Source organism: Kitasatospora sp. NPDC101108, from assembly GCF_055584725.1.
Genome location: NZ_JBVJLM010000002.1, coordinates 593503 through 612079, shown reverse-complemented (window position 1 = coordinate 612079; position 18577 = coordinate 593503). Strand labels below are relative to the sequence as shown.

14 protein-coding genes and 3 tRNA genes are annotated in these 18577 nt (G+C 74.4%); 9 read left to right on the top strand and 8 right to left on the bottom strand.

Annotated features, from left to right (window positions below; all coding sequences use genetic code 11):
- Positions 1-96: 96 nt before the first annotated feature.
- Positions 97-1092 carry a hypothetical protein gene (locus tag ACZ6Z8_RS07610; RefSeq protein WP_465607259.1) on the bottom strand — a complete coding sequence of 332 codons (996 nt, stop codon included), beginning with the start codon at positions 1090-1092 and terminating at the stop codon, positions 97-99.
- A 124-nt stretch (positions 1093-1216) separates the two neighbouring features.
- Here ACZ6Z8_RS07610 and ACZ6Z8_RS07605 point away from each other — a divergent pair, with 124 nt between their 5' ends.
- A complete protein-coding gene (locus ACZ6Z8_RS07605; protein ID WP_465607257.1) occupies positions 1217-2488 on the top strand; it encodes an ADP-ribosylglycohydrolase family protein in 1272 nt (423 codons plus the stop codon).
- On the opposite strand, the gene ACZ6Z8_RS07600 is transcribed toward ACZ6Z8_RS07605, so the two are convergent.
- A complete protein-coding gene (locus ACZ6Z8_RS07600; RefSeq protein WP_465607256.1) occupies positions 2478-3212 on the bottom strand; it encodes a GNAT family N-acetyltransferase in 735 nt (244 codons plus the stop codon). The two genes, ACZ6Z8_RS07605 and ACZ6Z8_RS07600, sit on opposite strands and share 11 nt — an antisense overlap.
- A gap of 676 nt (positions 3213-3888) precedes the next feature.
- Here ACZ6Z8_RS07600 and ACZ6Z8_RS07595 point away from each other — a divergent pair.
- From ACZ6Z8_RS07595 to ACZ6Z8_RS07575, 5 genes are all read left to right on the top strand, one after another.
- A complete protein-coding gene (locus ACZ6Z8_RS07595) occupies positions 3889-4833 on the top strand; it encodes a PAC2 family protein (RefSeq protein ID WP_402816108.1) in 945 nt (314 codons plus the stop codon).
- A 133-nt stretch (positions 4834-4966) separates the two neighbouring features.
- Positions 4967-5968 (top strand): SGNH/GDSL hydrolase family protein, encoded by a 1002-nt coding sequence (locus ACZ6Z8_RS07590; RefSeq protein WP_465607254.1) that lies wholly within the window; start codon positions 4967-4969, stop codon positions 5966-5968.
- A gap of 159 nt (positions 5969-6127) precedes the next feature.
- Entirely contained in the window at positions 6128-7438 is a 1311-nt protein-coding gene (locus ACZ6Z8_RS07585; protein WP_465607252.1) for a deoxyguanosinetriphosphate triphosphohydrolase, read from the top strand.
- Between the two features lie 77 nt (positions 7439-7515).
- Entirely contained in the window at positions 7516-9432 is a 1917-nt protein-coding gene (gene dnaG, locus ACZ6Z8_RS07580; protein WP_465607250.1) for a DNA primase, read from the top strand.
- Between the two features lie 154 nt (positions 9433-9586).
- Complete coding sequence (locus ACZ6Z8_RS07575) at positions 9587-10735, top strand: RNA polymerase sigma factor (protein WP_465607249.1); 1149 nt, start codon at positions 9587-9589, stop codon at positions 10733-10735.
- 7 nt (positions 10736-10742) lie between these two features.
- Here the strand turns inward: ACZ6Z8_RS07575 and ACZ6Z8_RS07570 are convergent, their stop codons facing one another.
- The 4 genes from ACZ6Z8_RS07570 to ACZ6Z8_RS07555 all read right to left on the bottom strand — a co-directional run bounded on the left by ACZ6Z8_RS07570 (position 10743) and on the right by ACZ6Z8_RS07555 (position 15694).
- Positions 10743-11876, bottom strand: coding sequence for a helix-turn-helix domain-containing protein (locus ACZ6Z8_RS07570; RefSeq protein WP_465607247.1), 1134 nt, complete (start codon positions 11874-11876; stop codon positions 10743-10745).
- 417 nt (positions 11877-12293) lie between these two features.
- Entirely contained in the window at positions 12294-13697 is a 1404-nt protein-coding gene (locus ACZ6Z8_RS07565; RefSeq protein WP_465607245.1) for a glutamate decarboxylase, read from the bottom strand.
- Positions 13698-13837: 140 nt separating this feature from the next.
- On the bottom strand, positions 13838-15274 hold the full coding sequence (locus tag ACZ6Z8_RS07560) for an FGGY family carbohydrate kinase (RefSeq protein WP_465607244.1): 1437 nt from the start codon (positions 15272-15274) through the stop codon (positions 13838-13840).
- Positions 15275-15400: 126 nt separating this feature from the next.
- Positions 15401-15694: a hypothetical protein gene (locus ACZ6Z8_RS07555; RefSeq protein WP_465607242.1), complete on the bottom strand. Its 294-nt coding sequence runs from the start codon at positions 15692-15694 to the stop codon at positions 15401-15403.
- A gap of 243 nt (positions 15695-15937) precedes the next feature.
- On the opposite strand from ACZ6Z8_RS07555, the gene ACZ6Z8_RS07550 reads away from it, so the two are divergent.
- Positions 15938-16010 (top strand) — tRNA-Asn (locus ACZ6Z8_RS07550).
- Between the two features lie 63 nt (positions 16011-16073).
- Positions 16074-16146 (top strand) — tRNA-Asn (locus ACZ6Z8_RS07545).
- A 158-nt stretch (positions 16147-16304) separates the two neighbouring features.
- On the opposite strand, the gene ACZ6Z8_RS07540 is transcribed toward ACZ6Z8_RS07545, so the two are convergent.
- Positions 16305-17054: a trypsin-like serine peptidase gene (locus ACZ6Z8_RS07540; RefSeq protein ID WP_465607240.1), complete on the bottom strand. Its 750-nt coding sequence runs from the start codon at positions 17052-17054 to the stop codon at positions 16305-16307.
- Positions 17055-17191: 137 nt separating this feature from the next.
- On the bottom strand, positions 17192-18040 hold the full coding sequence (locus ACZ6Z8_RS07535; protein WP_465607239.1) for a trypsin-like serine peptidase: 849 nt from the start codon (positions 18038-18040) through the stop codon (positions 17192-17194).
- Between the two features lie 189 nt (positions 18041-18229).
- On the opposite strand from ACZ6Z8_RS07535, the gene ACZ6Z8_RS07530 reads away from it, so the two are divergent.
- A tRNA-Ile gene (locus ACZ6Z8_RS07530) sits at positions 18230-18303 on the top strand.
- Positions 18304-18577: the final 274 nt, after the last annotated feature.

The window sequence follows — 18577 nt, the reverse complement described above, 5'->3', positions numbered from 1 at the left end:
GTCGCGCCGCGCTCGCCGCCCACCTCGCCGAACTCCAGCGGGTGGTGGCCGCCGCCGAGGCGGCCGGGGCCCAGCACGCCTGACACTGCGGTGAGTTCACCGCGCCCGGCGCCAGCTGATCCGGCCGTGCGGGCCGTGCGGGCCGGTGGTGACCAGGGCGGTCAGCTCGTGCAGCACCGGTGCCGGGTCGCGTCGGAGCTGGACCGGCGTGGTGCGCACCACCGGCAGGCCGGCGGCGGTGAGGCGGTTGGCGCGGGCCAGGCCGCGTTCGTGGTCGGCCGGGCGCAGGTGGTAGGCGCGGGAGTCGATCTCCAGGGCCACGCACGCGTGCGGCCAGTAGGCGTCCGGTACGGCGAGGAACCGGCCGTCCAGGAAGAGCACCGGGTTCCACAGCGGCTCCGGCAGGCCCGCGTGGGCGAGCACCTCGCGGGCCTCGCCCTCGACCACCGAGCGCACCCCGGCGGTCAGGTCCTCCACCACCCGGGCCACCTGCGGCTGCGCCAGCGCCCCCGGCCGGGCGAGCAACTGGTCCAGCAGTTCGCCGAGTTCGCAGTGCCGCCGCTGCACCGCCTCGGCGCACAGCGCCCGGAACCGGCGCGGCCCGGTCTCCCGCGGCGCCACGTCCGCCAGTGCCCGTGCGACCGTGGCGCTCCACAGCCCGTCGTCCCGCTCGAAGCCGCCCGGCATCGCCCCGGACGCCCGGTGCACCCGGACGAACTCCCGGTTCCCGACCCGGCGTTGGGTCGGGATCAGTACATCGACCTCGGTCAGGTCGGCCGGGTGCCCGGCGCTCGGCAGCCCGGCCTCCGCCAGCACCGTGAACCCGGTCAGCAGCACCTCACCGGGCTGCGGCTGCCGCCCCTTCGGGCTCGCGTACGCGAGGGCGGCCCGCAGTTTCTGATGCACCGTCAATCTTCCGCTCTGCAGGCAGATCACCCGCGGCAGCACCTGCTGCCAGGGCCCGCCCGGCCGCAGCCGGTGGGCGATCGTGCCGGAGGGCACGCCGAGCCGGCGCAGCTGCGCCCGGGTGGCGATGTGCTGCTGGTCGGCGCCGAGCAGGGCGACGGGGTCGAGCGGGTTCGCGCGGGTCATACCCGGGTGCTGCCCGCCCGGATCGGCGGTATGCGAAACGTCCCTCGTCAGGGGCCCCTCGGCGCGGAGGTTGACGCTGCGCAGGTTGACGGGACCGCCGCCGACCGGCTGAACTCGATCCCACATGATGACCGAACCCAACGGCCCGGCGCTCGACGCGCTCAACGGCCTCTCCGTCGGTGACGCCCTCGGCGCCCAGTTCTTCGTCCCGGAAACCGCCCGGGCCCACTTCACCACCCGCACCGACCCGCCCGGCCCCTGGCCGTGGACCGACGACACCGAGATGGCCTGCTCGGTGTACGCCGCCCAGCGCGAGCGCGGCAGCATCGACACCTTCGACCTCACCCACGCCTTCGCCCTCCGCCACGACTTCGACCGCGGCTACGGTCCGGCCGCCAACCGGATGCTCCGGCTGATCCGCGAGGGCGGCGACGCGGAGACGCTGGCCGCCGGTCTCTTCGACGGCCGGGGCTCGTACGGCAACGGCGCCGCGATGCGGGTCGCCCCGCTGGGGGCGGCGTACGCGGACGACCTGGACGAGGTCGTCCGGCTGGCCGCCCGTACGGCGGTGATCACCCATACCCACCCGCAGGCCGTGGACGGCGCGATCGCCGTCGCCGTGGCGGCGGCCTTCGCCGTCCAGGTGGGCCGGGGAACGCGGATGACGCCGGTCACCTTCCTCGAACGGGTCCGGCACTTCACTCCGTCCGGTGCCGTCCACGACGGCCTGGACGAAGCGGTCCGCCTGCTGATCGCCGAACCGGACCCGCTGGCCGCCGCGGAGGTGCTCGGCAACGGCAGCCGGACCTCCGCCGTCGACACCGTCCCGTACGCCCTCTGGTGCGCGGCCCGCCACCTGACCGACTACCGGGCGGCCGTGTGGGAGGCGATCGCGCCCGGTGGCGACATGGACACCGTGGCCGCGATCACCGGGGGAGTCGTCGCCTCGTGCACCGGCACGCGCGGCGTCCCGGCCGGGTGGATGGCCGCCCGCGAGCCGCTGCCCGGCTGGGCGTTCCCGGAGCCGGGCGGCGTCACCGGCGGCCGGGGTCGCGCGGACATGCTGGTTCCGCGCCCGCATCCCATCCCCGACGTGGAGTGGACCGACGAACAGTGGCAGCGCATCCGGGCCGGGAGGCACACGGACACGCTGGACCACCGCTGGGCGGTGCACACCCACGAGGGTTCGGTCAGGATCTGCCGCCCCGGGGACGGCCACCCGGTCTGGGAGGTGGCGGTCACCAGGGTCCGGGGTGGCTGGCGTCCGGTTTCGGCGGCCGTCGAAACGAGCCACCCCCGGTGGTCCGTGCTGCCCACGGACCCCCACGGCCTGACCACACTGAGCTGGATCCTGAGGACCGCCGCGACCGGCGAACGATCCCCCCTCAGGCCGTGATCATCAGCTGCCCGGCGCCGCTGCCGCCCTGTCTAAGACACTCCTGGTTGATCGCCGGATCCGGGGCGCTCGGCGAGGTGGCGGCGGCGATCCGCAGCTCGATGATGTCCCGGACGGCGGGCCACTCGGAGTCCAGGATCGAGTAGAACGCGGTCGAGCGCACCACGCCGTCCAGCCCGCGCGAGTGCGCCCGGCGGACCCCCTCGGAGGTCGCGCCGAGCCGCTCGATCGCGGCCCGGGAGCGCAGGTTGCGGGCGTCCGCGCGCAGCGAGATCCGCTGTACGCCCCAGGTCTCGAAGGCGTGCCGGAGCATCAGCAGCTTGGCCTCGGTGTTGATGCCGGTGCCCTGGGCGCGCGGCGAGAGCCAGGTGTTGCCGATCTCGGCGGCGTCCGGGACGGCCGTCGCCGGATCGCCGAACGGCACGCCGGGCGTGGGCGGCCACACCAGCGGGCCCTGCCAGTAGTCGAGTTCCAGGAACCGGGTGGAGCCCACCACCCGGCCGTCGGCGACGTTCACCGTCGCGAACGCCATCGACCGTCCGGCGGCCTGGTCGGCGAGGGCCCGCGCGACGTAGTCGCGAGCCGCTTCCAGGCCGTGCGGGACGGTGGTGAAGGCGTAGGTCGTACGGTCCTCGGCGCCGGCCTCGGCGATGGCCTCGGCGTGGTGCGCGGCGAGGGGCTCCAGCCGCACGGTGCGGCCGGTGAGGATGACAGGTACGGGCACGGAACCTTCGGTCCTTCATCGGTCGTAGGGCGCGGCCCGCGCCGGGGTGCGGCGCGGGCTGCGGGGGACTGGCTTCGCCCCGGCCCGGTTTCCGCCTCCGGGTACCCGTGCGCGCCGGAGGATTCCGGTCGGGCGGGGCGGGGGCGGCGGCCCGGAACGGGCGGCGCGTGGTGCCGGAACGGACACGGGTCCTCGGACCGGTCCGGCGGGGAGAGCGAGGGGACAGTGTGCGTCCGCGAAATGGCCGAGGAGGAAACGAGAGCGCGAAGGGAAGCAGGCGGCCAGGTGAAGGCAAGATGCGTCGTGGGTGGCTGTCCGAGCAGCGATCCGGGTCGTGGTCGACGGCGTTACGGACGACGTGACGACGACGCGACGATGCGAGGCAGCGAGAGGACGATACCCGCCAGAACGCGGTGCGTCACTTCGCGGCACGCGAATGGCGGCGCGGGCCGCCACCGCGCGCTCCGGACCGGGCTGTTGAACACCCGTGACCAGGGGCTTTTCCTTCCGGTGCGATCATGGTCCGGAGCGGTCGGCGACGGCCTCCGGCCGCGTCGTCGGGCGGGTCGCGCGCCGAGCGGTCGGCCGGAACGGGAATTCCGGCGCGCCCCGGCACGCTGGACAGGACGAGAAGCCGGTCGGATCGGGACGAGCAGAGAACGGGGTTGGGTTCGCGGTGCGAGACTTCCAGGCGCTGTACGAGCTGGATGAGCGGGGCGTGGCAGCCGTCGCCGAGGCGAACGCGGAGCTGCGTGACACCGGCGCCGGTCTGGTGCTGCTCCACCACTTCGAGGGGTTCATGGACGCTGGCGAGGCCGGCGGCCAGGTGGTGGCCCACCTGCTGGAGACGGGCTCGCCGCAGGTGGTGGCCCGCTTCGACCACGACCGGCTGGTCGACTACCGGGCCCGCCGCCCCGCGATGGTCTTCGACCACGACCACTGGACGGCCTACGACCCGCCGGAGATCCTGCTGCAGCTGGTCCGCGACGCCGCCGGGGCCCCGTTCCTGCTGCTCACCGGCCCCGAGCCGGACGTCGAGTGGGAGCGCTTCGCGCGCGCCGTCCGCGCGCTGGTCGAGCGCTTCGAGGTCCGGCTCAGCCTGGACTTCCACGGCATCCCGATGGGCGTGCCGCACACCCGCCCGGTCGGGCTGACGCCGCACGGTAACCGGCTCGACCTCGCGCCGGGCTACCCGCAGTGGTTCGAGCAGGCGCAGGTCCCGGGCAGCGCCCAGGCACTGCTGGAGTACCGGCTCGCCGAGGCCGGGCACGACGTGCTGGGCTTCGCCGTGCACGTCCCGCACTACGTGGCCCGTTCGGCCTACCCGGCCGCCGCCGTGCTGATCCTGGAGGCGGTGCAGTCCGCGACCGGCCTCGTCCTGCCCGGCACCCGGCTGCGCGAGCGGGTCGGCGAGGTGTACGCCGACATCGAGGAGCAGCTGGCCCAGGGGGACGGCGAGTTGCGCTCGGCGATCCGCGGCATGGAGGGGCAGTACGACGCGGTTGCGGGCTCCGAGGGCCGGGAGAGCCTGCTGGCCGAGCCGGCGGACCTGCCGTCGGCCGACGAGCTGGGGCGCCGCTTCGAGGAGTTCCTGGCCGAGCACGAGCGCGGCGCGGAGTAGCGGGCGCCGGTTTCCCCGAGAGGCGCGGCGCCGGCGGGAGTCATCGGCGCCGCCCGTACGTTGGACCCGGCGGTGCCCGGGGGACGGGTCGCCGTAGGGAGCTGCCCGTGACTCGCACCCCCGGGGGGATGCCATGCCGAGGACCACACGCCCGACCGTCGTCGTGACGGCCGGGCTCGCCGCCCTGCTGCTGGCCGGACTGGCCGGGTGCAGCGGCGGGGGCGGGTCGGACGGTTCGGACCGGGGTTTCGCGGGCGCCCTGCCCGGCCGGGCCCCGGCGGCCGCCACCCCGACGCCGACCCCCACCCCGCCCAGCGGCCCGTACGTGGCCCTCGGCGACTCCTACACCGCCGGGCCGAAGATCGATCCGCAGGTCGGCGAGCCGGGCGGCTGCGGCCGCTCCGGGATCAACTACCCCGCCCTGGTGGCGAAGGCGCTCGCCCTGGCACCCGGGCAGTTCCGGGACGTCAGCTGCAGCGGCGCCCGCACCGGGGACCTGAAGGCCGCGCAGAGCACCGCCGACGGGTCCAATCCGGCCCAGCTGGACGCGCTGACCCCGGCCACCCGGCTGGTCACCCTGGGCATCGGCGGTAACGACGCGGGCTTCATGCAGGTCGTCACCGACTGTGCCAAGGACACCCTGGTGGGCGCGGTGAAGGACCTGGTCGGCGAGGGCGCCTCGGTCGCGCCCTGCCGGGGACGCTACGCCTCGGGCGGCTCCGACCAGCTGCGGGCCCGGGTGGACGAGGCCGGCGGCAAGGTCGCCGACGTCCTCCGGGAGATCAAGCGCCGTTCCCCGCAGGCCCGGGTGTACGTCGTCGGCTACCCGGCGCTGCTCCCGGCCGACCCGGTGAGCTGCCGACCGGTGCTGGGCACCACGATCGCGGCGGCGGACCTCGGCTTCCTCGCCGAGAAGGAGCAGCAGCTCAACGGGATGCTCAAGCAGCGCGCGGAGGCCGCCGGGGCGGTGTTCGTGGACACCGCCGGGCCCTCGGCCGGGCACGACATGTGCGCGGGGGAGGACTCCCGCTGGATCGAGCCGCCCTTCCCGGCCCACGGGCTCACCCCGATCCACCCCAACGCCAAGGGCGAGGAGGCGGTGGCCGGCGTCGTGCTGAAGGCCGTCCGGAGCTGACGGGCGGCTCCGGCTCCGGCTCCGGGAGGGGGCCGTCCGGGTACGAGCGGTTCGCTGCGGCGGACACCGGCGCGCCTCCCACGGTTCACGCCCCGGTCCGCACTCCTTCGCGCGCGGCACCCCCCGCGTGTCGGGGGCGCGGCGTACCGTGAGCCCCATATGGATGACACCACGCACCGCCTCGCCGCCCCGATCCCGTACGACCACGCCGCCGAGGCCCGCTGGGTCCCCGAACCGGACAAGCGCCCCGGCCGCACCGCCTTCCAGCGCGACCGTGCCCGGGTGCTGCACTCCGCCGCGCTGCGCCGACTGGCCGGCACCACCCAGGTGGTCGCCCCGATGCGCAGCGACTTCCCGCGCACCCGGCTGACCCACTCGCTCGAATGCGCCCAGGTCGGGCGGGAACTGGGCGCCGCGCTGGGCTGCGACCCGGACCTGGTGGAGACCGGCTGCCTGGCCCACGACATCGGCCACCCGCCCTTCGGCCACACCGGCGAGGAGGCCCTCGACCAGGCCGCCGAGGCCTGCGGCGGCTTCGAGGGCAACGCCCAGTCGCTGCGCATCCTCACCCGGCTCGAACCCAAGCGCTTCGCGCCCCAGGAGGACCGGCCCGCCGCCCGGCTCGCCCCCTGGCCCGGCCGCAGCGTCGGCCTCAACCTGACCAGGGCCGCCCTGGACGCCGCCACCAAGTACCCGTGGACCAAGGGCGCCCACCCCGTCGACCCGGCCTCGCCCAAGTACGGCGTCTACGCCGACGACCTGCCGGTCTTCCGCTGGCTGCGGGCCGGCTCCCCGACCGGTCGCAAGTGCTTCGAGGCCACCGTCATGGACTGGTCCGACGACGTGGCCTACTCCACCCACGACGTCGAGGACGGCCTCCAGGCCGGCCACATCGACCCGGCCGCGCTGCGCGCCCCCAGCGAGCGCGCGGAACTGTTCAAGGTCGCCGAGCGCTACGCCCCCGACGCCGAGCCGGAGGAGCTGGCCGCCGCGCTGGACCGGCTGCTCGCCCAGGACTGGTGGCCGCAGGCCTACGACGGCACGGCGCGCGCCCGGGCCGGGCTCAAGGACCTCACCAGCCAGCTGATCGGCCGCTTCTGCCTGGCCGCCGAGCAGGCCACCCGGGCCCGCTACGGCCCCGGCCGGCTCACCCGCTACGCCGCCGAGCTGGTGGTGCCGAGGGGCGTCCGGCTGGAGTGCGCGGTCCTCAAGGCGGTCGCCGTCCGCTTCGTGATGATGCGCGACGAGCAGGCCCAGCTGCGGGCCCGCCAGCGGATCGTGATCGCCGAGCTGGCGTACGTCCTGACCCAGCGCGCGCCCGAGGGGCTGGACCCGGTGTTCGCCGCGATGTACCACGAGGCCGAGGACGACCGCGCCGCCCTGCGTACGGTCGTCGACCAGATCGCCACCCTCACGGACGCCTCGGCCCTCGCCCTGCACGCCAGACTGGTCGGCGCCGCCTGGGCGTAGCCCGCGGTTCGGACCCCGGCCCGGACCCCGGCCCGGACCCCGGCTCGAAACCCCGGCCGCCCCAGTAGACTTCCGGGGTGGCCGGGCGGATCAGGGACGAAGACGTACAGGCGGTGCGCAGCGCACTGCCGATCGACGCGGTGGTCGGCGACTACGTACAGCTGACCAACGGTGGCGGCGGCGAGTACAAGGGCGTCTGCCCCTTCCACGACGAGAAGTCCGCCTCCTTCTACGTCAACCCCGCCAAGGGCGTCTTCCACTGCTTCGGCTGCCAGGAGAACGGCGACACCATCGCCTTCCTGATGAAGATCGAGCACTTCACCTTCGCCGAGGCCGTCGAGCGGATGGCCGCCCAGGCCGGCATCACCCTGCGCTACGAGGAGGGTGGCTACAGCCCCCGCCACCAGCAGGGCGAGCGCACCCGCCTGGTCGAGGCGCACAAGGTGGCGGCGGCCTGGTACCAGGAGCAGCTGGCCTCGCCGGAGGCGGAGATCGGCCGCCGCTTCCTGGCGGAGCGCGGCTTCGACGAGGAGGCCGCCAAGGCCTTCGGCGTCGGCTACGCCCCGGCGGGGTGGGAGCACCTGGTCCGCTTCCTTCGCGGCAAGGGCTTCACCGACAAGGAGATCCTCCAGGGCGGCCTGGCCTCGCAGGGCCAGCGCGGCGGTCTGATCGACCGCTTCCGGGGCCGGCTGGTCTGGCCGATCCGGGACATCGCGGGCGAGGTGGTCGGCTTCGGTGCCCGCCGGCTGCGCGAGGACGACAACGGTCCGAAGTACCTGAACACCCCCGAGACGCCGATCTACAAGAAGTCCCACGTGCTGTACGGGATCGACCTGGCGAAGAAGGAGATCGCCAAGTCGGGCCGCGCGGTGGTGGTCGAGGGCTACACCGACGTGATGGCCTGCCACCTGGCCGGAGTCACCTCGGCGGTGGCCACCTGCGGCACCGCCTTCGCCGAGGACCACATCAAGATCATCCGCCGGCTGCTGATGGACACCTCGCAGTACCGGGGCGAGACGGTCTTCACCTTCGACGGCGACGCGGCCGGCCAGAAGGCCGCTCTGCGCGCCTTCGAGGACGACCAGAAGTTCGCCGCCAAGACCTCCATCGCGGTCACTCCGGGCGGCATGGACCCCTGCGAGCTGCGGCTGGCCCAGGGCGACGAGGCGGTCCGGCAGCTGATCGACAACCCGGTCCCGCTGTTCGAGTTCGCGCTGAACACGGCGGTGTCGAAGCACCGGGTGGAGACGCCCGAGGGGCAGGCCGCCGCGATGGAGGAGGCGGCCCTGATCGTCGCCAAGATCAAGGACCCGTCGATCCGCCACGGCTACGCGATCCGGCTGGCCGGCATGCTCGGCGTGAACCCCGGTGACGAGCAGTTCGTGGTCCGCCGGATCTCCCAGCTGGCCCGCTGGGAGCGCGAGAAGCAGCAGAACCCCCGCGGCAACGGCCAGCAGCGGCGCCCCGAGCAGCCCGCCGCGGTGGCGCGCCCGGCCCGGCCCGCGTTCCGGCTCAACCCGCGCGACCCGGCCCAGTTCGTCGAGCGCGAGCTGCTCAAGCTGGCGCTCCAGCACCCGGACCTGGTCAGCCCGGCCTTCGACCACTACGGCGAGGACGAGTTCCCGACGCCGCCGTACACCGCCGTCCGGCAGGCCATCGCCAAGGCCGGCGGCGCCGCGTACGGGGCGACCCTGCCCGATTTCATCAGCGCGGTGCGCGAGGCGGCCCCGGACGACCAGGTGCGCTCGCTGGTGACCGAGCTGACCGTCGAGCCGGTGCGCTCACTGCGCAAGGCGGACGCGGTCTACGCGGGCGAGTTCCTGGTCAAGCTGCGCCTGCTGGCCGTCGACCGCCGGATCACCGAGGTCCGCGGCTACCTCCAGCGGCTCGGCCACCGCGCCGACGCCGAGCAGCTGCACGCGGTGCAGACCGAACTGTGGCAGCTCCAGCAGTACGGGCAGCAGCTCCGCAGCCGGGGCGCGGCGGCGCTGTAGGCCCGCCGGGCCCGGTGGTGCCGGGGAGCGACGGAAGTCCTGCGCAGAAAGTCGGCGCACGAGTCTCGGCCACGGAGCGTGGCGTACCCCACACTGGAGGGCGTCCCACCTCCGTACAGCGCGGGTCCGCCAGAGTCGCGCCCGCCCCGAGGGGATGCCCGTGGACCGAGGCCCTGCCGCAGCGACCACCGCCACCAGAGGAACCGATCCCGCCGGACCGCCGGCCCGGGAGCAGGGGACGGACCACGGCCGGGCCGGGGCCACGCCCCCGGACGGCGCGCGGATCCCCGCCCAGGGGCTGCCGGAAGGCCACCCCGACAGTCCGGAGCCGGAGGCCGGGCCGGAGGCCGACGAAGGCGGCGACGATCCGCCCGTACCCGCCGAGGGCGGCGGCCCGGCCGCCGACCTGCTGCGCCAGTACCTGCGCGAGATCGGCCGGATCAGACTCCTCACCGCCGCCGAGGAGGTCGAACTGGCCCGCCGGATCGAGGCCGGCCTGTTCGCCGAGGAGCGCCTGAACGGCGATCCGCCGCCGCTCGACCCGCTGGCCCGCGAGCTGGACACCCTGGTGGTCCTCGGCCGGATCGCCAAACGCCGCCTGATCGAGGCGAACCTGCGGCTGGTGGTGTCCGTCGCCAAGCGCTACGTCGGCCGCGGGCTGACCCTGCTGGACCTGGTCCAGGAGGGCAACCTCGGCCTGATCCGGGCGGTGGAGAAGTTCGACTACGCCCGCGGCTACAAGTTCTCGACGTACGCGACCTGGTGGATCCGGCAGGCGATGAGCCGGGCGCTGGCCGACCAGGCCCGGACGATCCGGGTGCCGGTGCACGTGGTCGAACTGATCAACCGGGTGGTCCGGGTGCAGCGCGCCCTGCTGCAGGAACGCGGCGTGGAACCGACTCCGGCCGACATCGCCGCCGTCCTGGAGCTCACCGAGGCGCGGGTGCGCGAACTGCTCCGGCTGGCCCAGGAGCCGATCTCGCTGCACACCCCGGTGGGGGAGGAGGACGACGTCGCGCTCGGCGACCTGATCGAGGACGCCGACGCCGCCTCGCCCGCCGAGTCCGCGACCTTCCTGCTGCTGCGCCAGCACCTGGAGGCGGTGCTGGCCACCCTGGGCGAGCGGGAGCGCCAGGTCGTCCAGCTCCGCTACGGCCTGGACGACGGCCGCCCGCGCACCCTGGAGGAGATCGGGGCGGTGTTCGGCGTGACGCGGGAGCGGATCCGCCAGATCGAGTCCAAGACGCTGGTCAAGCTCCGCGACCACGCCTACGCCGCGCAGCTGCGCGGCTATCTGGACTAGAGGAGCCCTACGGAGTGGACGGGCCGGGCGACGGCTGGTCGCTGGGCGGTGCCGACGAGGGCGCGGCCTGCGAGGGGGTGGCCTGCGAGGGGGTGGCCGAGTCGCCGGGCGTCGCCGCCGCGGCCCCGGCGCCCGGGGGCGGGGAGGCCGGGCCGATCGGGATCGGGGTGGAGGCCACCACCGAGGCCAGGTCGGTGACGGTCGCGGTGCAGTCGTGCCCGGCGGGCTGGAAGCCGCAGACCTGGAAGCCGATCGACGGGTCGGCCGCGTTCAGCATCGCCGAGTAGTTGTCGTAGCCCCAGTGGATCATCGCGGTCTCGCTGTCCCCGGTGCTGTCGGTGATCACCGCGTAGTCCTTGGGCTCGCCCTCGGTGATCGCCGCCCAGGCGGCCTGACAGGTCCGGCTGTACCGCAGGTAGACGACGACCTTGCCGATGACCTGGGTCTGCAGGGTCCGGGCGTCCTTGCCGCAGCCGGTGCTCTTGGGGTCCTTGTGGGCGCAGCCGACGGCCCGGCACGGCGGGTCGGAGGGGGCGGGCCTGGCCACGGCCGGGGCGGTCGGGGTGGGTGCGTCGGCCGCCGAGGCCTCGTCGTCGTGCCGGCTGACCCGCAGGCCGACCAGCGCCAGCAGCAACGCCAGCACCACGGCGCCGGAGACCAGCGCCACCGGGCGCCGCCACCACACGAGGGCGGGCTCGGCCGGGGCGGGGCCGGAAGTCTCCTCGGCCGTCGGCGCCGGCTCCCCGGACACCGCCCCGTCGGCGGGCTCGGCGGCCGGCTCTTCGACGGTGGCCGCCTCTTCGGGGGTCTCAGCGGCGGCGGGCGCCCCGGTGAGGGCCGGCCCGGCGGTGCTCGCCCCAACGGTGCTCGCCTCGGCGGCGCGCTCCGTCGCCTGCCGCCACAGCCGCCGCAGCGCCGCCGCGTCGCAGTCCACCGCCCCGATCAGCGCTTCCAGCGCCTGCTCGGTGACCACGCGCTTGCCGTTCAGCCAGCGCTCCCAGGAGGCCCGGCTGTAGTGGGTGCGGCCGGCCAGTTCGGAGAGCGAGAGTCCGGCGGCGTCCTTGATCGTCCGGAGCTCCTGCGCCAGCAGCCGGGCGGGCTCTGGCAGCTCCTCGGGCAGGTCCTTCCAGGCGGAAGCCAATGCGGCCCTCCATGACTCGCGAGACGGGACGACGGTGGACGGGGGCGGGAGGGTGCGCGCGCCCGGTCCGGCCGTTCGGTGTCTCCCCTTCTCCAACCTCAGCGGCCCGGTGTCCCAAACTCCAGGTCATGGCGTTGAGACGGACGGAAGTGTCTCACAACCCCCCGGATCGTCGAAGAGTCACCTGTTCGTCGTGCAGAGTTCTCCTCGCCGGGCGTTTTCGCAGCCCCGGCCGCTTCGTTCGGGCACCGGCCGGTCGGCCGGGCCGGCCCGACACGGGGTCCCGGACACCCCCACCGGTCGGGGCAGCCTCGCGGGGGGAGGCTGCCCCGACCGACCGGGACCACCCGGCGGGAGGGCGCTTTCCCTGCGCCCTCCCGTCGCGGCGTTCCCGGGCCGTCCTCCCGGCCTCGCAGCTCAGTGGTGGAAGCCCGCGCTGGCCGGCACCCCCAGCTCCTTGAGCGGGACGGGCTGGCGCCGCAGCTCCGGCAGCAGCCGGTGGAGGTCGGCCAGCAGCAGGTCGGCGAGGTCCCGGGTGAAGGCGTTGCGGCAGACGATCCGGAGCACCGACAGGTCCTGCCGGTCCGGCGGGAAGGTGTACGCGGGCACCTGCCAGCCGCGCTCGCGCAGCCGCCGCGAGACGTCGAACACGTCGAAGGGCACGTCCTCGGTGGTGGTGAAGGCGAACACCGGGACCTGGTCGCCGCGGGTCAGCAGCCGGAAGCAGTCCAGCTTCCCGATCTCCCCGGCCAGGTAGGTGGCGACCTCCCGGCAGGCACCCTGGACCGCCTCGAAGCCCGCCCGGCCGAGCCGCAGGAAGACGTAGTACTGCGCCGCGACCTGCGCGCCGGGCCGGGAGAAGTTGAGCGCGAAGGTCGGCATCTCGCCGCCCAGGTAGTTGACCTTGAACACCAGCTCCTCGGGCAGCGCCTGGTGGTCCCGCCACAGCGCCCAGCCGACGCCGGGGTAGACCAGCCCGTACTTGTGGCCGGAGGTGTTGATCGACTGCACCCGGGGGAGCCGGAAGTCCCAGACCAGGTCCGGGTCGAGGAAGGGCGCCACCATGCCGCCGGAGGCGCCGTCCACGTGTACCGGGATGTCCAGGCCGGTGCGCTCCTGGAGCTCGTCCAGGGCCGCGCAGATCTCCGCGATCGGCTCGTACGACCCGTCGAAGGTCGAGCCGAGGATGCCGACCACGCCGATGGTGTTCTCGTCGCACAGCGCGGCCGCCTGCTCGGCGCCGAGGTGGAAGCGCTCGCCCTCCATCGGCGCGGTGCGGGCCTCGATCTCCCAGAAGGTGCAGAACTTGTCCCAGCACACCTGCACGTTGACGCCCATCACCAGGTTGGGCCGGGCGCCGGCCGCGTAGCGCTCGGCGTTGCGGAGCATCCAGCGGCGCTTGAGCGCCATGCCGGCGAGCATGCAGGCCTCGCTGGAGCCGGTGGTGGAGCAGCCGACCGCGGTGTCCGGGTCGGGGGCGTGCCAGAGGTCGGCGAGGATGGCCACGCAGCGCCGCTCCAGCTCGGCGGTCTGCGGGTACTCGTCCTTGTCGATCATGTTCTTGTCCAGGCACTCGGTCATCAGCCGGGTGGCCTGCACCTCCATCGAGGTGGTGACGAAGGTCGCCAGGTTGAGCTTGGCGCTGCCGTCCAGCATCAGCTCGTCGCGGATCAGCTGGTACGCGGTGTCGGCGGCGACCGGGCCCTCGCCGAGCCGGTGCACCGGTGGGGCGAGTTCCATCGCGCCCAGCGGGTCGGCGATGCCGAGCAACGGATTGACGCTCAGCCGGCGGTCGCTGCCGGTCCCCTTGTGCAGGGCCATGGGATCCTGCCGCCCTTCGCCTCGGTGGCCGTGTCCCGACCCACGCTGCCACCGTGCGCGGGGTGACGCATCTTCAGCGTCGCCCCCCGGCCGGTGCCCTGTCCGGGGGGCGAGTGGCGGCCGGTCCGCACGGCAGGGCCCTACGCGGAGGCGGCTTCCGGGTGGATCTGGTCCCGGGCGGCGCGGTACTGCTGGCGCACCGCCGAACCGATCGCCAGGTCCTGCTCGCCCTCGGGCTCCACCGTCTCGGCGTCCGGCAGCTCCCACTCCGGCGGCTCGGCGGTGCCGGCCAGCGCCCAGGCGGCCTGCCGGGCGGCGCCGCGGGCGGCGTGGGCACCCGGCGGGGGCACCACGACCGGGACGCCGAACAGCATCGGGGCGACGTGCCGTACGGCCGGCAGCCGGCCGGCCGTGCCGAGCAGGAACACCCGCTTGATCTCGACGCCCTGCGCGCGCAGCACGTCCAGGGCGTCGGCGATGTTGCACAGCATGCCCTCGACGGCGGCCCGGGCCAGGTGCTGAGGGGTCATCGCCTCGGCCCGCAGGCCGGTCAGGGTGCCGGCGGCGTGCGGCAGCGCGGGGGTGCGCTCGCCGTCCAGGTACGGGAGCAGCACCAGGCCGTAGGCGCCGGGGGAGGAGTGCAGGGCGAGGTCGCTCAGCCCGTCCAGGTCCGCGCCGAGCATGGCGGCGGTGGAGCGCAGCACCTGGGCGGCGTTGAGGGTGGCGACCATCGGCAGGTGGCGGCCGCTCGCGTCGGCGAAGGAGGAGACCAGGCCGGTGGCGTCCACCACGGCCTTCTCGTGCACCGCGAAGATCGTCCCGGCGCTGCCGAGCGAGACCACCGCGTCGCCCGGGCCGAGGCCGAGGCCCAGTGCGGCGGCCATGTTGTCGCCGGTGCCGGCCGAGATCAGCAGGCCCTCGGGGGTGTGCCCGGCGGGTTCGGCCGGGCCGAGCACGTCCGGCAGCCTGAGCTCGTGGCCGAGCGCCAGCTCGACCAGGTCCTGCCGGTACTCGCCGGTGATCGGGGACCAGTAGCCGGTGCCGGAGGCGTCGCCGCGGTCGGTGGTGCGGCGCTTGGGGTGGCCGAGCAGCTGCCAGACCAGCCAGTCGTGCGGCAGCAGCACCTCGGCGACCCGGCGGGCGTTGACCGGCTCGAACTCGGCCAGCCAGCGCAGCTTGGCGATGGTGTACGTCGGGCTGGGCACCGCGCCGATCGCGGCGGTCCAGGCGGCCGGTCCGCCGAGGGCGTCCAGCAGCTTGGCGGCGGCGCCGCTGGAGCGCGGGTCGTTCCACAGGATCGCGGGCCGGACCAGCACGCCGCCCGCGTCCAGGCCGATCATGCCGTGCTGCTGCGCGCTGACGCCGATCGCCCGGACACCCTCCAGCAGGCCGCCGGCCGCGGCGTCGCCGAGCGAGTGCAGCCAGACCTGCGGGTCGGTCTCGCCGGGGCGCAGGTCCTGGTCCTCGGGGACGGGGTGCGGCGCTTTGCCGGAGCGAAGGACGGCGCCGGTGTCGGTGTCGCACGCGACGATCCTGGTGCGGCTGGTCGAGCTGTCTATCCCCGCGACGATGGCCATGTCGAGATCATGCCTCAGCCCGGCCCGGTACGCGTCCGGGCCGGGTGAGCCGTTGCCGGTTCGGGACCCCTGGTTGGGGTCTCCTTTGCCCGGGGCCCGTCAGCAGGCCCCCGGATCACCACCCCGTCACGGGCGGAAGGTGCCCCAGCCGTCGTCCTCCGGCCGGGACCGGCTGAAGTACGGCAGCCGGTCGGTGACCGCGCTCGGCAGCCGGTCCCCGACCCGGTCCGCGACGGCGCCGGCCGCCTTCCCGGCCACCGCGCCGGCCTGCTGCCGCGCCCGGTCGGCCGCCCCCTGCACCGCAGGGGTCTGGGCGATCTGCCGGGTGACCTTGGCGATCTGTTCGTAGCGCTGGCGCCCGGCCTTCGAGCCGAGGACGTAGCCGGCCGCGAAACCCACGGCCAACGACAGCTTCCACATGATCGGACCCACCCTCTCCTGGCGGCCTTCTGCCGCATTGCCCTACCCGTTGAACGGGACGGCGAACCGTCCGCGCCCCCAGCATCCCCGGGTGCCGTCGCGGGCGCGCGCGGGGCACGCCGGACCGGCGGTCCGGGGGTGGCCGGGGAAAGCGATTGGCGGACCACCCCCCCGAGTGCGCTAATGTATGTCCCGCAGCGAGCGCCGAGGAGCCCGGGTCACGGGAACCGAGGCGGAAGCCGATCCCCCATAGCTCAATTGGCAGAGCAGCCGACTGTTAATCGGCAGGTTATTGGTTCGAGTCCAATTGGGGGAGCTCAGGAGGAGTGCTCTTCGGGAGCCCGTCTCCTGTGTCTGGTACGGAAGTTGAGTACCGCGATCCCGCATAGCTCAATTGGCAGAGCAGCCGGCTGTTAACCGGCAGGTTATTGGTTCGAGTCCAATTGCGGGAGCTGCACCGGGTCCGCCCGGTGACTGCTCAGAGCGAAGGCCCCTCGGACGACCGGGGGGCCTTCGTGTTGCCCGGGCCGGTGTCGTGTGCGTCACCCCGGGCGGATCGTCCGGGGCGGGTCACCCTGGGGCGGGTCATCCCGGGGCGCCCCGGGCGGGATCAGCTGGTCGCCCTCCGGTAGAGGTCGGAGACCCGCTGGTCGAAGGCGACGCTGTACGAGGTGCCCGGGGTCGCCCCGCCCTCCTGGTAGCCGCCGATCACGCCGACCACCGCGCCGTCGCCGGCCACCCATGGGCTGCCGCTGGTGCCGTCGGTGTAGCCGCCGCAGTCGAAGCGCTCCTGGGTGGCGCTCTGCGAGCTGGTGCGGACCGAGCAGGTGATCGGCTCGTCGCTCTCGTTGGGGTAGCCGGTCACCGAGACCGCAAGCCCGACGCCCCGGCCGGTGCCGAGCGGGTTGCCGCCGACCGCGTCCTCGACCTGCCGGCCGTCGGTCGGGCTGACCGTGACGAAGGCCACGTCGTAGTCGGGGTCGTCGTCCGAGGCCCAGCGCGGATCGACGGTGATCGACTCCACCTGCCAACTCCCGTACGGGGAGTACCCGTTGCGGTAGCCGGGGGTGAACACCAGGCCGTCCAGCAGGCCGATCCGCTGGTTCTGCACGCAGTGCGCGGCGGTGACCAGCAGGTTGTGCCCGGGGCTGTGCACCACGCTCGCGGTGCAGGCCCGGGAGCCCTGCGGGCCGCGGACGGACAGGGTGCCGATCCGGTCGCGGACCGGGCTCTGCTGGGCGATCTCGGCGTTCGGCGGGGCGTCCGACCCGCCGCCGCACGCGGTGCCGGAGGCCAGCAGCAGGGCGGCCAGCGCGGTCGCTCCGGCCGCGCGCGGGGGCGGCACCGGGCGGGGGGCCATCGGCGCTCCGTCTCGTTCCTCGGGGCGGGCATCCGGGCCGTGCGTTCCGCCGTTCGAGAGGAAGATCTACCAGGCCGTGCCCGGCGGCGCCACTGCCGGCTGCCCGGCCGGGTCCGCCCCGGGTCCGCCGCGCTCCCTCAGCCGGTGGCCCGGTCGTACAGGGCCTGGACCCGGTCGCCGAAGTAGCTGCTGTACGAGGTGTTCGGGCTGTCGCCGCCCTCCTGGTAGCCGCCGATGACGCCGACCACGGTGCCGGTCCTGGTGGCCGGGTCGAAGTCGGTGACCCACGGGCTGCCACTGGTGCCGCCGGTGTAGTCGGGGCAGTCGATCCGCAGCTGGGTGGCGCTCTGCTCGGTCGTGGTGTTGGAGCAGGCGATCGGGACGTCGCTGCTGCCCGGGTAGCCGGTGATCCGCACCGGCAGCCGGTAGCCGCGGTTGACGCCCAGCTTGTTGGCGCCCAGCACCTGCTGCACCTGCTGCCCGTTCTGGGCCTGGACGACCGCGAAGGCGACGTCCACGTCCGGGTCGGCATGGTCCTTCCAGCCGTCGTCCACGGTGACGGCCACCAGCGGCCACACGCCGCTCGGGGTGTCGCCGTTGCGGTAGCCGGGGACGAAGACCAGGTCGCTGCGCCGGCCGATCTTCGGGTCCCAGACGCAGTGGGCGGCGGTGACGATGAGATTGAGCCCGGCGCTGTCCACCACGCTGGCGGTGCAGAAGTGGTCGCCGTCCGCGTTGCGGGTGAACACCGCGCCGACCAGGCCGTTGAGCACGGTGGGCTTGGCGGTGCGGGTGACCCCGGCGTGCCGGCCGGCCGCGCCCCGGAAGCGCTGCTTGGTCCAGCCGTGGCCGCTCGCGGTGCCGGTCGGCGGTGCCGAGGTGACGATCGGGGCGATGCTGCCGGGCCGCGTCGCGGTGGTGCAGCCCGCCGCCGCGAGCGCCAGTACCAGGGCCCCGGCCGCCGCTGCCGTCCCACGCATCGTCATCAGCCCAGGCTGCCCTGCCGGGCCCCTCGCCCGCCACCCGGGGTCCGCCGCCCGGAGCGGCCCGCGCACTCGGCACCCAGGTGCGCCCCCGGCGCGCACCACGGGTGATCGACCGGCTATGCTGCCCGGGACGGCCTCGCGGGGCCGTCTGCTGCTGCCGTGGCCGGGAACCGGCGCGCGCGGCGAACCGGGGCGGTAGCTCAGCCGGTTAGAGCAGGGGACTCATAATCCCTTGGTCGTGGGTTCGAGTCCCACCCGCCCCACCTCTGCGACGCGTGACGAGTGTCGTCAGACCGCCCGCGGACGGCTCCTGAGCTGGAGCTCCGCCGTCCGTGACGACGGAAGTCTAGAGCCCGGCCGCCTTCTCCCGGCCCGTGGCGCGCCGGAATTCACCCGCCCGTGGGCATCGGCCCGGAGCCGCCGGGCGGCCGCCTCCCGCCCCTGCGGACCCCCCTTGCGTACGGATCATGTGATGACCCCTGGTGCTCTGCGCGAAAAAAGTGATATCACTTTGACAGCTCAAGCGGACACTCGCAC